Here is a 17,256-nt window from a genome sequence, read left to right as displayed (position 1 = left end):
ATGAGCGTTCTGGGACGCGGTGGAATCGGCTTCATCAGCCGCAAGGTGGGCTCGGTGCGGCTATACCAACTCTCGGTGCTGGTGATGGCGGCAAGCTATCTGCTATGGTTGCCGTTCACCGGCTATGGCTGGCTGGTGGCGTTTGCCGCTACGCTGGGATTCGGATATGGAGTGCGGATTGCACTGACCCCCGTCGTATTGATCGAGTTTTTCGGCCTGACGAACCTCGGCGCGGTGCTGGGCGCGTTCCTGACGGCCTCCAGTATCTCTGCCGTGTGCGGTCCGCTGGTGGCCGGCCTGATTATCGATCAGACTGGCAGCTATCAATTGGGCGTTGCATTCGCGTTCGTGATGGGAGTGCTGGGGTTCATCGCAGTGGCGCCGCTACGGCAAAGGCTGCCGCCGCCGTCGCCTTCCGACTACTGAAGCGCGCTATAGCCGGGCGGAACATTCGAATTCATGTCGAAACGGCGGCGCGGACCTGCGGAAAATACTGCGGAGCCTCCTCTCGCGCCGTCATCGCGTAGTCACGGATCACGCGCACGCGTCGATGCCGTAACGGCCGATCCGACGCGTTCGTCGGCGTCCAGGCCGCCGCGGAGTTGGCATCGCGCCAGCCGGCCAGCAGCACCGCCTTTCCCGGCGTGTAGATGCTGTCAAAGATCTCCCATGAGATGAGGCCGGCCGCGGCGTCGAGACCAATCTCGCCCGATGGCCGCGCCGGCGCCTCGTCGGGGCCTCTCAGCTCGGTGATCGTCACCATCTTCGCTGTCCCGACCGCGGTTTCATCGAAGCGCGCCTCGATGACGGGCAGACCGGCCGGCGGATGGCTGTCGGTTACGATCTCGCCGACGCGCAGATGATAGTCGGCGAAGATCTCGAAGCGCCCCCGAACCTGTGCCTTGTGATGCCCCGCATGCGTACGCCAACGCACCACGGCCTTCTCGTCGCGCCATGTCGACAGGGAGAGCAGCAGCCCCTTCGTGCGACGGCTCTCGAAGCGGTCATTGTCGATGAAGCCATCGATCGCCTCCAGTTGCGGCTTCAGCTCCTTTGCAACGGCCAGATAGTCATCCCATCGGTCGGGCTTCGGCCGCACCTCGAAAATGACCATGAACATCGCAGTCTCCCTTCATTCCGCAAGCCGCGGCCGCGCGCCGAACATTCGCGCGTCTCGGGTTGATATATTGCTCTGGAAGCCCCTCGGGCAACTCCGGGACCGGATGATAACGATCTTTCTCGACCGTCGAAAGAAAAGATCTGACTCGGCAGGTAGGCAGCATCCCGAGCAACACACCCTTGATGCGGACTTGGCGGATGGCACTATCGTCGTCAAGAACGTGATGCGTCGACATATCGATGCTGACCGGCATCCATCGCGCGCTGTCGTTCATGTGTCTTGGCATCGTGCGGATGACGACCGGGTGGCTTTACCAGAGGATATTGTTCCGTGGGCCGCGCCGCCCGCTCCGCAGGCGAGCCCTAAGGGGGTGAAATCGCCATACTCGCCGAAAGCGCCAATGTCTGCGCGCCTGCAACTCTACCGGGGCGGCGCCCTTGCATTTGTGCAATGCAGCGCGAAGATCAGACCCCACGTAGACGCGGGTGGTGGAATTTTGTGCGACCGGTAAAAGAGATATTGCAATCGAGTTTCCTCTCTAGATGCTGCAATCCCCCTCCGTTTCCGTTGAAACCAGGACCTCTTGGGCTGTCGCATCGGCGGCGCTCATCATCCTTGGGATGTCATTCGGTGCGGCCTGGATCACCGCTGTAGCGCTCAAGGACATCGCCAGCGAGGTGGATGGAGCGCGCTCTGTTCCAGCGCTGGCCAGTTCGCTGGCGTGGCTCGGCTCCGGCACCGGCGGAATCATCATGTCCCAGATCGCCGATCGGATCGGCACGCGCTCGACCGTGATCTTCGGCTCGTTGATGATCGGTCTCGGCCTCTCGATTTCGAGCCTCGGACCGCCCTGGCCGCTGTGGATCGGCCACGGAGTGTTCATCGGCTTGTTCGGGATCGGCGGCATCAATGCTCCCTTGTACATTTATGTCAGCCGCTGGTTCGACCGCCGGCGCGGCTCGGCGCTGGCGCTGATCTCGAGCGGCACTTATCTCGCCGGCACGATTTGGCCGCCGGTATTCGAGCAGGCGATCGCCAGTTTCGGCTGGCGGCAGGCGATGCTGTGGTATGCTCTCGCCGAGATCCTTGTCGTCGTGCCGCTCGCCGCGATCTATTTCCGCGCGCCCCCGGAAGTGATTCACCCGGCGGCGGCGTCCGGAAGCAGCCGAAGCGGAGCGCGTTTGTTCGGCTGGCCACCGAATGCCGTGTTCGCCATGATGTGCGGCGCCGCCGTACTGTGTTGCATTCCCATGGCGATGCCGCAGGGTCACCTGGTCGCCTTTTGCAGCGATCTCGGTATCAGCCGGTCAATGGGTGCCCTGATGCTGTCGGTGCTGCTCGGTACCGCGTTCGTTAGTCGGCAAGTCTGGGGCATGATCTCCGATCGTGTTGGCGGTCTCGCCACCGTACTGATCGGATCGGCCTGGCAGGCCGTATCGATGACGGCCTTTCTGCTGACGCAGAGCGAAGCTGGCCTGTTCACAGTGGCTGCCGCTTTCGGGCTCGGCTTTTCCGGCATCATCCCGGCTTATGTCTTGGCGGTGCGTGAACTGTTTCCGGCATCGGAAGCCTCCTGGAGAATCCCAACGCTGTTGCTGTTCAGCGGGGGAGGCATGGGCGCCGGCAGCTGGATCGCCGGACTGTTGTACGATCATTTCGGATATTATGCGCCCGCATTCACCGTCGGAATCGGGGCTAACGTTCTCAATCTTCTTGTGGTCAGTATGCTGGTTGGGCGTCAACGCTACCGCACGGTCAATGTTTGACCGTTCTGCCGGCCAGGTAACCCGGCCAAGAGGCATATCAGGCTCCTCGGCAGCCAATCCCGAGTTTTGACTGCCCCTTCTCGCTTCTTGCGGTGGAGCCTCTCGAGCGATTTTGAGGCCAAGTAGCCCGTTATCCGGAGTGTTCGCTAAGACGATGATAGACCAAGCTCATGGTTACGCTGTAGGTCAGCAGAGCGACGAGCATGAGAATGGCCGGTGCAGCGCCAAGACCGAGCTTGCTTGCGAAAATACCCCGGTCAACGAGCGGAAAGAACAGGAGACCCATAACCAACCAGGCAAGCACCGCGAAGGAGATGCCCTTGAGCCAAGGGTTCTTTCCCGGAAGAAAGCCGTATGCCTGGGCGAAGACGAAACCCCAGATCAGTGCTCCATTGACGAAGGAGAGGAGCCACGCAGTGCGCGAGCTGACCTCTGACCCGACCAGCCATACGAGACTGCGTTGAATATCCTCGTTCGGCTGAAATCCCGGCAGCGGGCCGGCCTTGCCGTGCACCAACATCAGCAACGAATGTGCAACCGTACCGCAGAAGCCGGCGATGAGGCCGTTGCGGATCTTCTTCCAACGTCTTCGCCACATCCATGAGCACGCGATAGAGACATCTGCGCGCGAAGATAGTGGTGGCCGCTGCAAGACGCATCATTGATCTGAATCAAGGCGCCGCTCGCTGCGTTTGTCGCCAATGGGAGTCAGCCGGCGATCCGATACACGAAAGTGTTGATTCAGAGGACATGTGTCCTCAAGGAAGTCATGCAAGCTCAACGAAAGGGACGATATCCATTTAATAACTCGTGAAATTCAGATTGGCATTCGAGTTGCTAGGCGATCCCTGACCAACCAGGGAGGACTTTCATGCGAATGCACTTTGTTTCGGCCATTGCCGCAGTGGGCGTAGTGTGCTCGGCCATAACTGCCAGTGCCCAGGTATCGGACGATATCGTCAAGATTGGCGTGATGGACGACATGTCCGGGCCTTACGCCGACATTCAAGGTCCGGGCGACGTCGTGGCGGTGAAGATGGCCGTTGAAGACTTCGGGGGTGCCGTCAATGGCAAGCCGATCGAAGTCGTGTCCGGTGATCTGCAGAACAAGGCCGACGTTGGAAGCGCGATTGCCCGTCGATGGTATGACGTCGAAAAGGTCGACGCAATTCTCGGCCTCGGCAACTCGGCGGTTGCGATTGCGGTTCAAGGAATTTCAGCGGAGAAGAACAAGGTTGCGATCACCACGGCGGCGGGTTCGACGGCGCTGACCGGAAAATCCTGCTCGCCTACCGGAATCCATTGGGTCTACGACACCTATGCCTTGGCGAAGGGCACTGCAACGGCGATGATGAAGCAGGGAGGCGCCGACAGCTGGTTCTTTCTCACGACGGACTACGCTTTCGGCCATGCGCTGGAGCAAGATACCTCTTCGATAGTCAAGAAGAACGGTGGAAAGGTGGTCGGTAGCGTCAGGGCGCCGCTGAACACCTCGGACTTCTCGTCTTTTCTGCTTCAAGCTCAGTCGTCAAAAGCCCAGGTAATCGGCCTCGCGAATGCAGGGGCTGACGCCGTCAACGCCATCAAAGCTGCTTCGGAGTTCGGAATAGTGGCCGGTGGTCAAAAACTGGCGGGTTTGCTGGTTCTCATCACCGACATCAAGAGTCTCGGTCTGAATGCAGCGCAGGGATTGCTGTTCACCGAGGCCTACTATTGGGACCAGAACGACGAAACGCGTGCATTCGCCAAGCGTTTTGCCGAGCGACACGGCGGCAAGCCTCCAACGATGTTCCAGGCTGGAATCTATAGCGCTGCCATGCACTACTTGAAGGCCGTGAAGGCGGCGGGTACTGACGACGCTCCTGCCGTCATCGCTCAAATGAAGAAGATTCCGGTCAATGATTTCATGACCAGGAATGGGTCTATCCGAGACGATGGTCGAATGATGCGGGACATGTATCTGCTGCAGGCCAAGAAGCCGTCGGAATCCAAGGGGCCGTGGGACCTCATGACCGTAGTTGCAACGATCCCGGCCGACGATGCGTTCCGACCGCTTTCCGAAAGCGAGTGTCCGCTGGTCAAGAAGTGATGGGAGGGCGGAGTGGAGACGGATCGCCCACTCCGCCTTTCAATTGGTTTGAGCCTCGATCTCGGCGAGGCGCTTGTACAAGAATGACCGCGATATGCCGAGCCTGGCGGCGGCCTTCTTCTTGTTGCCGCCGCAAGCCGCGATGGCTTCCTTGATCTGCTCGTTCTGAACTTCCGAGACCATATGCCGGAGTTCCCGCTGTTTCGCAGGCTGGACCGCCGAGGTCAGCGCGCCCTGCGGGCGTCGCGGCACTTCCGAGAGATTCTCGGGTCCGATCGTCAGGCCGTCAGAAAACACGAGTGCGCGCTCGACTTCGTGTTGCAGTTGTCGGATGTTTCCCGGCCACGGGCGTTCGGCGAGTTCAGCGAGCGCCTCGGGGGTTATGCCGGGGACGGGACGTGCATGCCGGTACGCAAAATCCTGGAGAAACTTCGAGACGAGTAAGGGAATGTCATCGAGCCTTTCGCGGAGCGGCGGCAGTTCGATCACGATGGGAGAAATGCGATAGAAGAGATCCAATCGAAAATTGCCGCGTTCCACCATCGAGTGCAAATCCTTGTTGGTAGCGGATACGAGACGAAAGTCGACTGTGCGAGCACGGTCGCCTCCCACGCGCTCGATGATCCTGTCTTGCAGGACGCGCAGCAGTTTTGCCTGAACGTCGGTCGGCATGTCGCCGATTTCGTCGAGGAAGATGGTTCCGCCGTCCGCCTGTTCGAACTTCCCCTTGCGGCCTTTCTTGTCCGCTCCAGTGAAAGCGCCCGGTTCGTAGCCGAATAACTCGGACTCTACGAGATTGGGCGGAAGCGCCGCGGCGTTGACGTTGATCATCGACCGGTCGCGGCGGGGGCTGAGGTGGTGTAAGGCGTGGGCGACGAGCTCCTTGCCGGTGCCGCTTTCGCCGCGAATGAGTACTGGAATTTCCAGCGCAGCGACCTTGGCGATTTGCGCTCGCAACCGCTGAACCGCCGGGCTTTGGCCGATGATCGCCTCGAGCCCATAGTCACGTGCACGAAGCGTTTCAGTCTCGCGCTTGTAGAAGGCCAATTCGCCTTCGAGGTCCTTGATGCGTCGACTCAACGCTTCGAGTTGCTGTGGTCCCTTGAACATGACGCGTCCGATGGCGCCAAGGACACGGCCTTCTCTCCTGATCGGAACGCGCGAGACCACGCGCTCGGCACCGCGCATCCGTTGGATGGCTCCAACGTCGGCCTTTCCGGTTGCGACGACCTCATGCAGCCGCGTATTTTCAATCACCTGTTCTACTGGCCTTCCATTGCCTTCGCCGAGCTTGAGGCCGAAAAATGCTTCGTGAATGGGCGAAATGAAAACAAGTCGTGCCTCGTGATCAACGATCGTCATCGCGTCATGAGGGTCGGTTAGTAGATACTGGATGATATCCCAGGCGAAATCCACGCTGCCCACGAAGTTCAGCAGTGGATCACCCGGTGCGTGGCTGATCACGAGCAACTCGCCGTCCGCCGTCGGCGCGAGCAGGACCGCGTAGATCTTGCGATCCAGGTTGAGCGTCGTCAGACGGCGGTCCCGCAGGTCATTCAACCAAGCCCGGTCAGCAGCCAGTGCCTTGAACCGAGGGTCAGATCCAAGCCCGGTGCTGAAGGTGAGCTGTCCTTCCTTGCCCAGAAGCGCTGCTCCCGCGATCAGGGGTATCGACGACATTTTCCTTGGTGTCCTTTTGGAGGACACATGACCATGGCTCGACTCCTCTCACAAGGACATTTTGTTGTTCCAAAAGACACGATCTCAGGACGAGGCTCGAACCCCGCCATTGAAAATATTGACGAATCTCTATCACCCCGGACCAAAGGTCCGATGGCACGAGCATTGCTGATTAGCGCGCGAGCATCACGTTCAAGATGACGCTCTCGTTGCGAGATGACTATGAGGCCGTTTCTCACACTGCATAATCCTGCGGACGCGAACCGCTACTACCAGCATGAACTCTGGCGCAAAGACACGTTCTACGGCCTTCTCCAGAAGCAGGCCGAGGCGCGGCCCAACGCCATGGCTTTGCAGGATGGTCGAAGGGCCGTCACCTGGTCGCAACTGCTCCCTTGGGTCGATGGAGTTGCGAGTAGCCTCCGCGAGTTTGGTCTGGTCGGAGGCGACCGCGTCTCGATCTGGATGTCCAACCGGGTGGAAGCGGTCGTGATGTTCCTCGCTTGCGCGCGCGAAGGGTTCGCGTGCAATCCGTCGCTTCACAAGACCTACACCTGCGCGGAGATCGTCGAGTTGCTGTCGACGTTGTCGGCGCGTGCCTTTCTGACGGAGCCGGGCTGGGGTGCCGATCGCGCGAACGTCGATCTGGACTCGATGCTCGTCAGGCTTCCAAGCCTCAAGATGGTCTACACGCCGGAAACATTTCCGGGCCCGGTGGGCAGCGCCACGCCGCCTTGCGTCGATCCCGACAAGGTCACCTATCTCGCCTTTACCTCGGGAACGACGGGCGCCCCAAAGTGCGTCATGCATTCCGACAATACCCTGCTCGCCAACGCGAGGGATCTCGTAGCGGATTGGCAGCATGGGCCGGAGACGGTTCTGCTTTCACTTTCGCCATTGTCCCACCACATAGCGTGGGTGGGCGTCGCGCAATGGCTGCTGAGCGGCGGTCGGTTCGTGACCGACGATCCACCTGCCGGCATGAGCCGGCTCGACTGGATCGACGCGACGGGCGCCACCTACGTCCTCGGCGTCCCGACCCACGCGATGGACATTCTCGCCGAACAGCAGCGTACGAGGCGGTCCGGACTGGGGAAGGTATCCGTGTTCTACATGGCCGGGGCTCCGATCCCGCCCGCCACGGCGGCTGCTTTCGTCGAGCAGGGTGTAAAGCCGCAGAACGTCTACGGCATGACCGAGAACTCGTCACATCAGTATACGCATCCCGGCGATACTCCCGAAATCATCGTCGCGACGTGCGGGCGGGGCGGCAAGGCGTACGAGGTGCGGCTCTTCGATCCGAACGACTCCGACAAGGAAGTCGGCCCTGGCGAGGTGGGCCAGATCGGCGGACGCGGCGCGGCTCTGATGTTGGGATACTTCAACAACCAGACTGCGACCGAGAGCAGCTTCAATAAGGATGGTTGGTTTCTCTCGGGCGACCTTGGCATCGTCGACGCTTCGGGAAACCTTCGGATCGAAGGTCGCTTGAAGGATCTGATCATCCGCGGCGGCCACAACATCTATCCTTCACACATCGAGGCCGTGGCCGTTCGGCACGAGGGCGTTGATCGAGTCGCAGCGTTTCCGGTGCCCGATGATCGACTCGGCGAGCGCGTCTGTATCGCGATTTCCGGGGACGTGGAACTCGGCGACTTGATGCAGTATCTGCGCGACGAGGGCATCTCGAAATACGACATGCCGGAATTTTTCGTCCGCGTGGAAGAGTTTCCTCTCACCGCGAGCGGAAAGATACTCAAGCGGGAGCTGACGCTTCAGGTGCGTCGCGGTGATCTTCAACCGATCCCGGTCGTCACCAAGTCGCTGGCCAAGACTTAGCGAGTGCGTCACATGCTGCCACCACTTCATGACGTTCGCGCTCTCGACTTCAGCACCCTGCTGCCGGGGCCGTTCGCCACCCTGATGCTGGCAGAGGCCGGCGCTCAGGTCATCAAGGTTGAACGACCGGGAATCGGCGATGAGATGCGCAGTTACGTGCCGAGGCTCGGGGCTGACAGCGCAAACTTCCATCTTCTCAACGCCGGCAAGAAGAGTGTCGCGATAGATCTGAAGGCCGACGATTCCTTCGAGCGCATGCGGCCGCTGATCGCCGAAGCTGACGTCGTTGTCGAACAGTTCAGGCCGGGCGTTATGGACAGGCTGGGATTCGGCTATGATGCACTGCGGGCGGTGAATCCGCGGTTGATCTATTGCGCAATTACCGGATGGGGACAGAACGGTCCGAAATCGACCATCGCAGCGCATGATCTCAACTACATGGCCGAGGCCGGGTTGTTGGGGCTCAGTCGCGGCAGCGATGGCGCTCCAGTGGTGCCTCCGGTGCTCGTCGCAGATCTCGCTGCCGGATCGATGCCAGCCGTCGTAAACATTCTGCTGGCCTTGCGCCGGCGAGATCAGACCGGCGAAGGCACCTATCTCGACATCGCGATGGGAGAGAACCTGCTGCCGCTCGCATATTGGGGACTTGGTAACGGGTTTGGTGCCGGTGTTTGGCCGGGCGGCGGTGATGCGCTCGTCACTGGCGGAAGTCCGCGGTATCAAATCTATCGTACGTCCGACGGACGCTTTATGGCAGCGGCACCCCTCGAGGATCGGTTCTGGAACACCTTCTGCGAAGTCATTGGACTCGATCCGGCGTATCGGAGCGACGATGCCGATCCACTGGCGGTCAAGCGCGCCGTCGCGGAGATTATCGCCGGTCGGACCGCTGAAACTTGGCGAGCCACCCTCGCCGGTTACGACGTCTGCTGTTCGATCGTCGCCAGTCTCGAGGAGGCCGTCGCTGATCCGCACTTTGCGGCGCGCAAACTATTCGAGCGAAAAGTCGCGGCCGATGGACGCGCCATCCCGGCGCTGCCTGGTCCGATCGCAGCCTGCTTCCGCGGCGCGAGCGAAAAGTCGGCTCCCTCCCTCGGTGCCCAGACCGAAATCCTGCTAGCCACGGGACGTGTCTAATGCGCGCTTATCAGGTTGTCGAATTCGGGCCGCCGTCCGCGCTGCGCGTTCGAGATGTCGCTGACCCTGTTCCGGGCGAGGGGCAGTTGCTGGTCGAAGTCGCCGCGGCCGGCATCAACTATCCCGACGTTCTGGTGGTGTCCGGACGCTATCAGATCCTGCCGGAACGCCCGTTCATTCCCGGCAAGGAGATCGCCGGCGTGATCCGTGCCGTCGGGCCGGGCGTTGCCGGCTTCGCTCCCGGCGACCGGGTGCTTGGTCAGCTCGAGAACGGTGCCTTTGCCGAGCAGGCCCTGGTCCGTGCGGATGACGCGTTCAAAATGCCCAGCGAACTGGGGTTCGCCGACGCTACGGCAATGGGCCTGGTATATCAGACCGCCTACTTCGCGCTGCGAGATCGCGCAAGCCTGAGACGGGGCGAGACGGTGCTCGTCGGTGGAGCGGCGGGGGGAGTCGGCGTCGCCGGGATACAACTCGCCAAGGCGTTCGGAGCAAAGGTTCTCGCAGCCGTCCGTAGGCCCGAGCAAGCCGAATTCGTACGCGCGTGCGGAGCGGACGTCGTGATCGACGTCGGAGGCAAGAACCTGCGCGACGACGTACGCGCTCAGGTTTTCGCCGCAACGGACGGGGCCGGAGCTGACGTGGTGCTCGATCCGGTTGGAGCCGATTTCTTCGGCGCCGCGCTACGTGCGCTGGCCTGGTGCGGCAGGCTGGTCGTTATCGGCTTCGTGGGTGGCGAGATACCCTCGGTAAAGGCGAACTATCTCCTGGTGAAGAACATCACCGTCAGCGGCTTGCAGTGGAGCGATTATCGCGAGCGCACGCCGCAACGGATGAGAGATGCTCAGGCGGAGATATTCGATCTGTGGAGGAGCGGAGCCCTGCGGCCGCCGTCCACGAAGACATTCACGTTCGATCGGTTGCCCGAGGCTCTTGAACTCATCGGGCGCGGTCAAATCCAAGGCAAAGCCGCGATCCTGCTGGATAGGAGGAAGAATTCATGAGCTTCAACACGATCATCTACGAAGAGGATGGCCCGATCGGAACCATCACCCTGAACAGGCCGGATGACGGCAACATGTTCACGGTGGAGATGTGCCACGAGATGCGCGATTGCATCAACGCCATCCGCCGCGAGACGCGGACGCGCGTCGTCGTGATTACAGGCGCCGGTGACAGGTTCTTCTGCATCGGCGGTCGCAAGGAGGGAATGGAAAAGACCATTCTCTACGCCGGCGTTCTGCCGACGTTGGAAATGTACGAATCGATCGATCGGTTGCAGAAGCCGGTGATCGCAAGCGTCAATGGTTTCGCGGTCGGCGGCGGCAACGTCCTCCAGGTCGTCTGTGATCTCACGATCGCCAAGGAGAGTGCGATCTTCCGTCAAGTTGGGCCGATGATGGGCTCTTTCGATGCAGGGTATGGCACCTGGTACTTGGAAGACTTGATCGGGAAGAAGAAGGCCAAGGAGATGTGGTACCGCAACCCGAAGATCACGGCTCGGGAGGCGCTCGAGATCGGGTTGATCAACAAGGTCGTTCCCGATGACACGCTGAAGGAGGAGACGCGCAATTTCGCGTTGGAGATCGCCGAACGCGGTCCCTTCGCCCTGGCTTCCATCAAGGCGGCCTTCAACGCTCGTCACGGCGGAGTGTCCGGGCTCGCACGTGTCTCGCACGATCTGTTGCTTCGGCCTTATCTGGATACGGAAGAGAGCCACGAGCTGTCCGCGTCGTTCGCCGGAAAGCGCAAGCCCGACGCCGCAAAATTCGGAAAGTAGCGATGGCCGTCGAGCTCAGCAAGATGGACGATTGCGCATTGTTGCGCCTCAATCGCCCCGACGCCCTCAACGCACTGTCTTTCGCGATTCTGCGCGACATCGCGAGCGCCTTGGATGAAGTCGCATCCTGGAATGTCCGCGCCTTGATCGTCACCGGTGCCGGAGAAAAAGCATTCTGCGCCGGCGCCGACATCAAGGAGCTGCGCGGGCGCGCGATGGCCGAACAAAAGCGTGGGGCGGAATTGGGGCAGGCCACTTTCGCGAAGCTCGATGGATTGCCGTTCCCGTCCGTTGCAGCAATCAACGGCTTTGCCTTCGGTGGCGGATTGGAACTGGCATTGAGCTGCACCTTCAGGGTCGCAGTCCGAAGCGCCAAGTTGGGTCTTCCCGAGATCAAACTCGGCCTCATTCCGGGATATGGCGGAACGCAGCGGCTGCCGCGGGTGATCGGGGAGGCGAAAGCGTTGGAAATGATCATGCTCGGACGTACGGTGACGGCCGACGAAGCCGAGCGGATCGGTCTGGTCCATCGGCTTGTCGATGGCGCCGCCGTTGATGGCGCCATGGCTCTGGTGCGGGAGTTCGCATCCTACAGCCTCGTTGCGTTAGGTCTGGCGCGCGCCGCCGTCACCCGTGCGCTGGACGTTCCAATACACGAGGGACTGAAGATCGAGGCTGATCTATCCACTTTGGCGTTCGGTACCGCGGACGCCGAGGAGGGAATGGCAGCGTTCACCGAGAAGCGGAAGGCGGCTTTCAGAGATGAGTAGAGGACAGGTGATCGTCACCGGGGCGAGCCGAGGTATCGGCGAGGCAATCGCGATCGAGCTCGATCGGCGAGGCTATGAGGTCGCGGCGTTGTCGCGCACCGGAAAGTCCCCGGTGGGGAACGGCATGGTCTGCGACGTGACGGACGAAAATTCGATCGCCAAGGCTATTGGCCAGGTAGCACAACGCGGAAAAGTCGTGGGTTTGGTGAATAATGCCGGTGCTCACGAAGCCAAACCCAGTTCAGAATTGTCGCTGTCGGAATTCGAGGCATCAATGCGACTGAACGCGTCAGCCGTGCTCGTGGCCAGCCGTGAAGCCTATCCGCACCTGCGGCAATCGGGTGAGGCCCTGATCGTCAACATCGGATCGTTCTTCGACCGGTTGGCGGTTGCGGAAAACCTGGCTTACTGTGCCTCCAAGGCCGCAGTCGGCGCGATTACCCGCTGTCTCGCCTCGGAGTGGGCAAAGGATGGCATCCGGGTTCTCGACGTGGCTCCTGGCTACATTGAAACCGATCTCAATCGCGAATTTCTGGCCAGTGACAAGGTGAGAAGTTGGCTGAAGCGGCGGGTGCCCGTCGGACGGCCGGGAAGCGTCGAGGAGGTCGCGCGGCTGGTCGGTGCCTTATTCTCCGAAAAGATCGGCTTTCTGACCGGCGAGACCATCTACGTCGATGGTGGACAGGGAGCGAATCTCTGATGAAGATATTCGAGGCGCTGGAACAAGGACGTCGTTGGACCGAAGACGAGCGGATGCTCCTCGCGCAAGTCGACCGCCTGGCGAAGGAGGTGATCGCTCCGAATGCCGCGGAGGTAGACGAGAAAAGCGCGTTTCCCTGGGCCAACATAAAGGCGATCAACGAACTTGGTCTCAACGCCATTTTCGTTCCGGAGGCCTTCGGCGGCGCGCCGATGTCGTTCAAGGTCTATCTCGCCATCGTCCGCCGGATCGCCGAAGCGTGCGCTTCCACCGGAATCATCTACGCCACCAATTTTCACGCGATGAAGCCGCTGATCGAATTCGGCTCGCAGGAGCAGAAGTCGAGACTCCTACCCTGCATAGCCGAGGGAGGACTTGCCGCGCTCGCAATTACCGAGGAGACCGCCGGATCGGACGCCACCGGAATGAGGACCAGGTTTCGTCCGGACGGCGACGACGTCGTGGTCGACGGCGCAAAACTCTTCATCACGAACGGCGACGTCGCCGACCGTATTCTCCTGTTCGGAAAGTACTCGGAGATCGACGATCCGCGGAAAGCGATCTCGGTGCTCGTCTTGGAAAAGGGCACCGCAGGATTCGAGGTCGCGGGTCTGGAAAGGAAGATGGGGCATCGCGGCTCGTCCACCGCGTCGCTTCGATTTGATGGCTGCAGGGTCCCGCGCGCCAACCTCATCGGGCGGCCGGGCGATGGCCTCGACATCCTGCTCGCATCCTTGAACAGGTCGCGACCCAGCATAGCTGCGCACGCGCTCGGTATCGCCAATGCCGCATTCAAGGACATGGTTGCCTACATCAACGAGCGGAAGCAGTCCGGGCGCAAGATCATCGATTTTCAGGCCAATCAATTCCTGCTTGCCGACCTCGCGAGCGACCTCGCCATGGCGGAACTCTGGTTGGACCGCCTGGCGGAACGCATCGATGCCGGCGAAAAGGACTTCGGCCTCGAAGCATCCATAGCCAAGATGCGGGCATCGGATGTCGCCAATCGTGTGGCGACGGAAGCTGTCCAGATGCACGGTGGTTACGGGTATTGCAGCGACTTCCGCGTCGAGCGGCTGATGCGCGACGCCAAGATCACCCAGATCTGGGAAGGTACGAACCAGGTCCATCGTCAGCTAATCGGACGGAGCTTCGCCACAAAATGACGAAAATCATCAAGACGGTCGGGGTATGCGGCGCCGGGGGGACGATGGGCGCCGGTATAGCCCTCGTGGCAGCGCGTGCAGGATTCGCGACTGTATGCTTCGATCGCTCGGGCGACACGCTCGAGAAGGCGGCGAAGCAATCGATCGGCTTCCTCGACAAGTCGGTAGAGCGAGGCAAGCTCGATGCCACGAAACGGGATGGTATCGTCGCGTCGATGGTCCGGACCACGAAATTGGAAGGGCTCGCCGATTGCGACCTGGTAATCGAAGCCGTTTTCGAAGATCTGTCGATCAAACGCGAACTACTCGGTCAACTCGATGCGGTATGCGCGGAGGATGCCATATTCGCCTCGAATACGTCGACGCTGTCGATTACCGAGATTGCGTCGGGTTCGAAGCGGCCGGAACGGGTCGTCGGCATGCACTTCTGCTTGCCGGCGCAGTTGATGAAGTTGATCGAAATGTCGCCCGGAATTCTGACGTCCGAGGAAGTTTTCGGTGCTGCGTGGCAATGGACGGAGACGTGTGGCCAGACGCCGGTGAAGACGCAAGACAAGCCGGGATTCATTCTCAATGCGTTGCTTGTCCCGTTCAACAACGACGCGATCCGGGCCGTAGAGGCCGGCGTGGCGGAGCCGGCAGACATTGATCGCGCCATCAAAGTCGGCCTCGGTTACAAGATGGGACCGCTCGAATTGATCGATTTGATCGGCCTCGATACCCAAGTGCGCCTTTGCGAGGCCTTCTACCCGATCACTTTGGATCCACGGGCCGCCACGCCGCCTTTGCTGCGACGGATGGTGGCTGCTGGGCTGCTCGGCCGGAAGTCGGGCAGGGGATTCTTCGCCTACGAAGGCAACACGATGTTCGGAGCATGAACACCATGCGTTATGCATTCATCAAAGCAGGGCCGAGCCGCTCCTTTTCCGACGATGACGCATTCTTTCGGAATCGCTCGGATCCGGCAGGAGCGGAGATCGACATCTATACGGGTGCGCGATTCAAGGCTGACCCAACCAAGGCCGCAATCCTGATCGAACTACAGGACGAATGTCTCGGCGAACATGTCGACGATCAGGCCCCCCAAAATGCAAATGTTCTGGGGTTTGCGCGCTACCGAAACGGGCGTGACGAGCCATCGAACCTCGTGGAAATCGTGCGTCATTCAGGTACGAAGATCGCGGCTGTTCAGGCGGTGCGGGAGCTGTTTTCCGCGGCCGGGCTCGAGGTGGTTGTCTGTAGCGACCATGTCGGACGAATTATCAATCGGCTCGTAATCCCCAAGTACAATGCGGCCCTTCGATTCCTCGATGAAGGCCTCGCGAGTCAGGCCGACATGGATCTGACGTGCAAGCTGGGATTGGGTTATCCGGACGGTCCCATCGAGCGTGTGGTGAGAGGCGGTCTCGCAAATCACTACAGTACGAGCAAGGCGCTGTTCGAGGCATTTGGCCTGCCTTCCTTCGCGCCACCCCGAAGGGCGACAGCCGCATTCAGGCGGGATGAAATGTAGCTAAGTCGACCCGCGACGAGGCGCCGTATCGCGACCCATCGCCCGTGGCGCGTCCTAGTCGAACGCAACGCCCATTCGGTATTCCCGCTGCCAGACGACGTGGCACGGCAGCTTCAAGCCGTCCTCCGGGACGACCAGAGTGAATCTTGCCGGTACGCCAATGGACCGGATGAGGTCCGAGAACTCCAGAGCCGCGCCCGTAATCGACAGATCGCAAATCGTGCAGGCGAACTTCGATCCCCAATACTCGGCCGTGGCCGACTTCCTGAGGCGAAATCGCGGTGCGGCTCTCGTTTCAACCATCTTGTGCAATCCGAGACCGTGACAATCCGAACGCCTGACGCAATTGACGAGTTGGCTCGAGCCAGGCCGTCGCAATATTGGCCGTGGTGACGATGCGTTCCGCAGCTACGGCGGAATCAGCAGCAAGCAATTTGCTCGTCGCCATGCTTCCTATGATACCGAGCTTGCGGCCAACATATTAACCGCGGGTTAATCGGTCGCCTTCCGTTCTCAGTATTCTTGCAGGGGCTGGCCGGCTGTCGTGGCTTCCCGTCGTGGAACGAGGGGCACGTCAGCGTCCCCACGGCCGCTTTGAGCGGCCCAATTCCCAGTATCTCCCGCTTTGCCGGGGGATGCTTACCGAGGTCTCACCCCGCCGCCATCGTTAGCCACGCCACGATCAACGGCAGGCTCGCCGCCGCCAGCACGGAGCCGAGCGCGACGGCGCCGGAGACGGGGTTCTCCAGCCGCTTGTACTGGACCGCAAAGATGTAGGCGTTGGCGCCGGTCGGCATCGCCGCGAACAGGATGATGACGCCGGCGGCCGCAGGCGGCAGCGCGAGCAGGTGGACGGCAAGCGCCCACGCGAAGGCCGGCATCGCCAACAGCTTGAGCGCGCACATCAGCGCCACGCCGAGCACATGGCCCTTGACCTCGAACCGGTAGAGATTGATGCCGAGCGCGATCAGCGCGGTCGGCGGTCCCGCCTGCGCCAGCAACTCCACCGTCCGGTCCACCACCGGATGCAGGCCGAGCCCCGTCAGCCGCCAGAGGAAGCCGAGCCCGATTGCGAGCATGATCGGATTGCGCACGAGGTCGAGCAGCATCGGCAGGATTCGCGAGGCCGCCGAGCCTGACGGCTGCCGCTCGCTCGCGGCCATCTGCAGCGTGCCGAGCAGCCAGAGCAGCGGCGTATTCACCGACACGATCAGCGCGATCGGCCCGGCGGCCTGGTTGCCGAGCGCCGACAGCGTCAGCGGAATGCCGAGCATGACGATGTTGCCGTAGACCGAGCCGATCGCGAACACGACGCCGTCCGCCCGGTCCTGCCGCCGCATGGCCGACACGATGAGGGAAGCGATCCAGGTCAGCGCCACCGCGCCGTAATAGGCGCCCCAGATCGCAAACGCGCTGACGGCCGGGAAGTCGGTCACGACGACCGTGCGAAACAACAGCGCCGGAATGGCGATGCCGAAGGCGAATTCCGAGATGCCCTTGTGCGCGCTCTCCGAGACCAGCCGCAGCGCCACCGCCGCATAGCCGGCCGCGATCAGCGCAAACACGGGCGCGACGATCAGCACTGCGGTCATCAGATGCACATCTGCGGGTGAATTTGCTGCCCGGCCGGTTCTATCAGCAAAGTCGGCAGAGGCAAAATTTCCCCTGCATTCCGCTTGCGCTGCATGCAGGCTAC

18 protein-coding genes are annotated in these 17,256 nt (G+C 61.2%); 12 read left to right on the top strand and 6 right to left on the bottom strand.

Annotation, left to right across the window (positions count from 1 at the left end):
- The coding region (locus KGM94_RS14500) for an MFS transporter (RefSeq protein ID WP_300260043.1) at positions 1-426 on the top strand (426 nt) is incomplete at its 5' end.
- Positions 427-457: 31 nt separating this feature from the next.
- On the opposite strand, the gene KGM94_RS14495 is transcribed toward KGM94_RS14500, so the two are convergent.
- Together KGM94_RS14495 and KGM94_RS14490 are read right to left on the bottom strand one after the other, a co-directional pair.
- A complete protein-coding gene (locus tag KGM94_RS14495; protein WP_300260040.1) occupies positions 458-1,120 on the bottom strand; it encodes an antibiotic biosynthesis monooxygenase in 663 nt (220 codons plus the stop codon).
- Entirely contained in the window at positions 1,071-1,394 is a 324-nt protein-coding gene (locus KGM94_RS14490; protein ID WP_300260035.1) for a hypothetical protein, read from the bottom strand. Before KGM94_RS14490 ends, KGM94_RS14495 begins: the two co-directional genes overlap by 50 nt.
- A 268-nt stretch (positions 1,395-1,662) precedes the next feature.
- Between KGM94_RS14490 and KGM94_RS14485 the strand changes: the two genes are divergently transcribed.
- Positions 1,663-2,886 carry an MFS transporter gene (locus KGM94_RS14485; protein WP_300260032.1) on the top strand — a complete coding sequence of 408 codons (1,224 nt, stop codon included), beginning with the start codon at positions 1,663-1,665 and terminating at the stop codon, positions 2,884-2,886.
- A 130-nt stretch (positions 2,887-3,016) separates the two neighbouring features.
- Here the strand turns inward: KGM94_RS14485 and KGM94_RS14480 are convergent, their stop codons facing one another.
- Positions 3,017-3,484, bottom strand: a complete 468-nt coding sequence (locus KGM94_RS14480; protein WP_300260029.1) for a DUF6789 family protein — start codon at positions 3,482-3,484, stop codon at positions 3,017-3,019.
- Between the two features lie 273 nt (positions 3,485-3,757).
- On the opposite strand from KGM94_RS14480, the gene KGM94_RS14475 reads away from it, so the two are divergent.
- Positions 3,758-4,975 (top strand): ABC transporter substrate-binding protein, encoded by a 1,218-nt coding sequence (locus KGM94_RS14475; protein WP_300260025.1) that lies wholly within the window; start codon positions 3,758-3,760, stop codon positions 4,973-4,975.
- 39 nt (positions 4,976-5,014) lie between these two features.
- On the opposite strand, the gene KGM94_RS14470 is transcribed toward KGM94_RS14475, so the two are convergent.
- Positions 5,015-6,655, bottom strand: coding sequence for a sigma 54-interacting transcriptional regulator (locus KGM94_RS14470; RefSeq protein WP_300260020.1), 1,641 nt, complete (start codon positions 6,653-6,655; stop codon positions 5,015-5,017).
- A gap of 222 nt (positions 6,656-6,877) precedes the next feature.
- On the opposite strand from KGM94_RS14470, the gene KGM94_RS14465 reads away from it, so the two are divergent.
- The 9 genes from KGM94_RS14465 to KGM94_RS14425 are packed head-to-tail and all read left to right on the top strand — an operon-like array spanning position 6,878 to position 15,560.
- Positions 6,878-8,494 carry a class I adenylate-forming enzyme family protein gene (locus KGM94_RS14465; RefSeq protein ID WP_300260017.1) on the top strand — a complete coding sequence of 539 codons (1,617 nt, stop codon included), beginning with the start codon at positions 6,878-6,880 and terminating at the stop codon, positions 8,492-8,494.
- Between the two features lie 12 nt (positions 8,495-8,506).
- Entirely contained in the window at positions 8,507-9,631 is a 1,125-nt protein-coding gene (locus KGM94_RS14460) for a CaiB/BaiF CoA-transferase family protein (protein WP_300260015.1), read from the top strand.
- Entirely contained in the window at positions 9,631-10,635 is a 1,005-nt protein-coding gene (locus tag KGM94_RS14455) for an NADPH:quinone oxidoreductase family protein (protein WP_300260011.1), read from the top strand. Before KGM94_RS14460 ends, KGM94_RS14455 begins: the two co-directional genes overlap by 1 nt.
- The gene (locus tag KGM94_RS14450; protein ID WP_300260008.1) at positions 10,632-11,411 is read left to right on the top strand and encodes an enoyl-CoA hydratase-related protein; all 780 of its coding nucleotides are present in this window, start codon (positions 10,632-10,634) and stop codon (positions 11,409-11,411) included. Before KGM94_RS14455 ends, KGM94_RS14450 begins: the two co-directional genes overlap by 4 nt.
- 2 nt (positions 11,412-11,413) lie before the next feature.
- Positions 11,414-12,181 (top strand): enoyl-CoA hydratase-related protein, encoded by a 768-nt coding sequence (locus tag KGM94_RS14445; RefSeq protein ID WP_300260005.1) that lies wholly within the window; start codon positions 11,414-11,416, stop codon positions 12,179-12,181.
- A gap of 7 nt (positions 12,182-12,188) precedes the next feature.
- Positions 12,189-12,881: an SDR family oxidoreductase gene (locus KGM94_RS14440; protein WP_300260002.1), complete on the top strand. Its 693-nt coding sequence runs from the start codon at positions 12,189-12,191 to the stop codon at positions 12,879-12,881.
- Positions 12,881-14,047 (top strand): acyl-CoA dehydrogenase family protein, encoded by a 1,167-nt coding sequence (locus KGM94_RS14435; protein WP_300260046.1) that lies wholly within the window; start codon positions 12,881-12,883, stop codon positions 14,045-14,047. Before KGM94_RS14440 ends, KGM94_RS14435 begins: the two co-directional genes overlap by 1 nt.
- Entirely contained in the window at positions 14,044-14,925 is an 882-nt protein-coding gene (locus KGM94_RS14430) for a 3-hydroxyacyl-CoA dehydrogenase family protein (RefSeq protein WP_300259998.1), read from the top strand. Before KGM94_RS14435 ends, KGM94_RS14430 begins: the two co-directional genes overlap by 4 nt.
- Positions 14,922-15,560, top strand: coding sequence for a 3-hydroxyacyl-CoA dehydrogenase family protein (locus KGM94_RS14425; protein WP_300259995.1), 639 nt, complete (start codon positions 14,922-14,924; stop codon positions 15,558-15,560). Before KGM94_RS14430 ends, KGM94_RS14425 begins: the two co-directional genes overlap by 4 nt.
- Before the next feature lie 54 nt (positions 15,561-15,614).
- On the opposite strand, the gene KGM94_RS14420 is transcribed toward KGM94_RS14425, so the two are convergent.
- Together KGM94_RS14420 and KGM94_RS14415 are read right to left on the bottom strand one after the other, a co-directional pair.
- Positions 15,615-15,863 (bottom strand): PilZ domain-containing protein, encoded by a 249-nt coding sequence (locus KGM94_RS14420; RefSeq protein ID WP_300259992.1) that lies wholly within the window; start codon positions 15,861-15,863, stop codon positions 15,615-15,617.
- Between the two features lie 347 nt (positions 15,864-16,210).
- Positions 16,211-17,152: an AEC family transporter gene (locus tag KGM94_RS14415; RefSeq protein ID WP_300259989.1), complete on the bottom strand. Its 942-nt coding sequence runs from the start codon at positions 17,150-17,152 to the stop codon at positions 16,211-16,213.
- Positions 17,153-17,256: the final 104 nt, after the last annotated feature.

This window comes from Bradyrhizobium sp. (assembly GCF_028868675.1).
GTDB lineage: Bacteria > Pseudomonadota > Alphaproteobacteria > Rhizobiales > Xanthobacteraceae > Bradyrhizobium.
Note: the sequence above shows the minus strand (reverse complement) of the source record. Positions and strands in the feature narration are given on the sequence as shown.

What these genes read in the sequence shown, in the direction of transcription:
- KGM94_RS14450 (WP_300260008.1), top strand. Translation starts at nt 10,632, where the DNA reads ATGAGCTTCAACACGATCATCTACGAAGAGGATGGCCCGATCGGAACC.
- KGM94_RS14460 (WP_300260015.1), top strand. Translation starts at nt 8,507, where the DNA reads ATGCTGCCACCACTTCATGACGTTCGCGCTCTCGACTTCAGCACCCTG.
- KGM94_RS14430 (WP_300259998.1), top strand. Translation starts at nt 14,044, where the DNA reads ATGACGAAAATCATCAAGACGGTCGGGGTATGCGGCGCCGGGGGGACG.
- KGM94_RS14415 (WP_300259989.1), bottom strand. Translation starts at nt 17,152, where the DNA reads ATGACCGCAGTGCTGATCGTCGCGCCCGTGTTTGCGCTGATCGCGGCC.
- KGM94_RS14445 (WP_300260005.1), top strand. Translation starts at nt 11,414, where the DNA reads ATGGCCGTCGAGCTCAGCAAGATGGACGATTGCGCATTGTTGCGCCTC.
- KGM94_RS14480 (WP_300260029.1), bottom strand. Translation starts at nt 3,484, where the DNA reads ATGTGGCGAAGACGTTGGAAGAAGATCCGCAACGGCCTCATCGCCGGC.
- KGM94_RS14475 (WP_300260025.1), top strand. Translation starts at nt 3,758, where the DNA reads ATGCGAATGCACTTTGTTTCGGCCATTGCCGCAGTGGGCGTAGTGTGC.
- KGM94_RS14495 (WP_300260040.1), bottom strand. Translation starts at nt 1,120, where the DNA reads ATGTTCATGGTCATTTTCGAGGTGCGGCCGAAGCCCGACCGATGGGAT.
- KGM94_RS14455 (WP_300260011.1), top strand. Translation starts at nt 9,631, where the DNA reads ATGCGCGCTTATCAGGTTGTCGAATTCGGGCCGCCGTCCGCGCTGCGC.
- KGM94_RS14420 (WP_300259992.1), bottom strand. Translation starts at nt 15,863, where the DNA reads ATGGTTGAAACGAGAGCCGCACCGCGATTTCGCCTCAGGAAGTCGGCC.
- KGM94_RS14435 (WP_300260046.1), top strand. Translation starts at nt 12,881, where the DNA reads ATGAAGATATTCGAGGCGCTGGAACAAGGACGTCGTTGGACCGAAGAC.
- KGM94_RS14490 (WP_300260035.1), bottom strand. Translation starts at nt 1,394, where the DNA reads ATGAACGACAGCGCGCGATGGATGCCGGTCAGCATCGATATGTCGACG.
- KGM94_RS14470 (WP_300260020.1), bottom strand. Translation starts at nt 6,655, where the DNA reads ATGTCGTCGATACCCCTGATCGCGGGAGCAGCGCTTCTGGGCAAGGAA.
- KGM94_RS14425 (WP_300259995.1), top strand. Translation starts at nt 14,922, where the DNA reads ATGAACACCATGCGTTATGCATTCATCAAAGCAGGGCCGAGCCGCTCC.
- KGM94_RS14485 (WP_300260032.1), top strand. Translation starts at nt 1,663, where the DNA reads ATGCTGCAATCCCCCTCCGTTTCCGTTGAAACCAGGACCTCTTGGGCT.
- KGM94_RS14465 (WP_300260017.1), top strand. Translation starts at nt 6,878, where the DNA reads ATGAGGCCGTTTCTCACACTGCATAATCCTGCGGACGCGAACCGCTAC.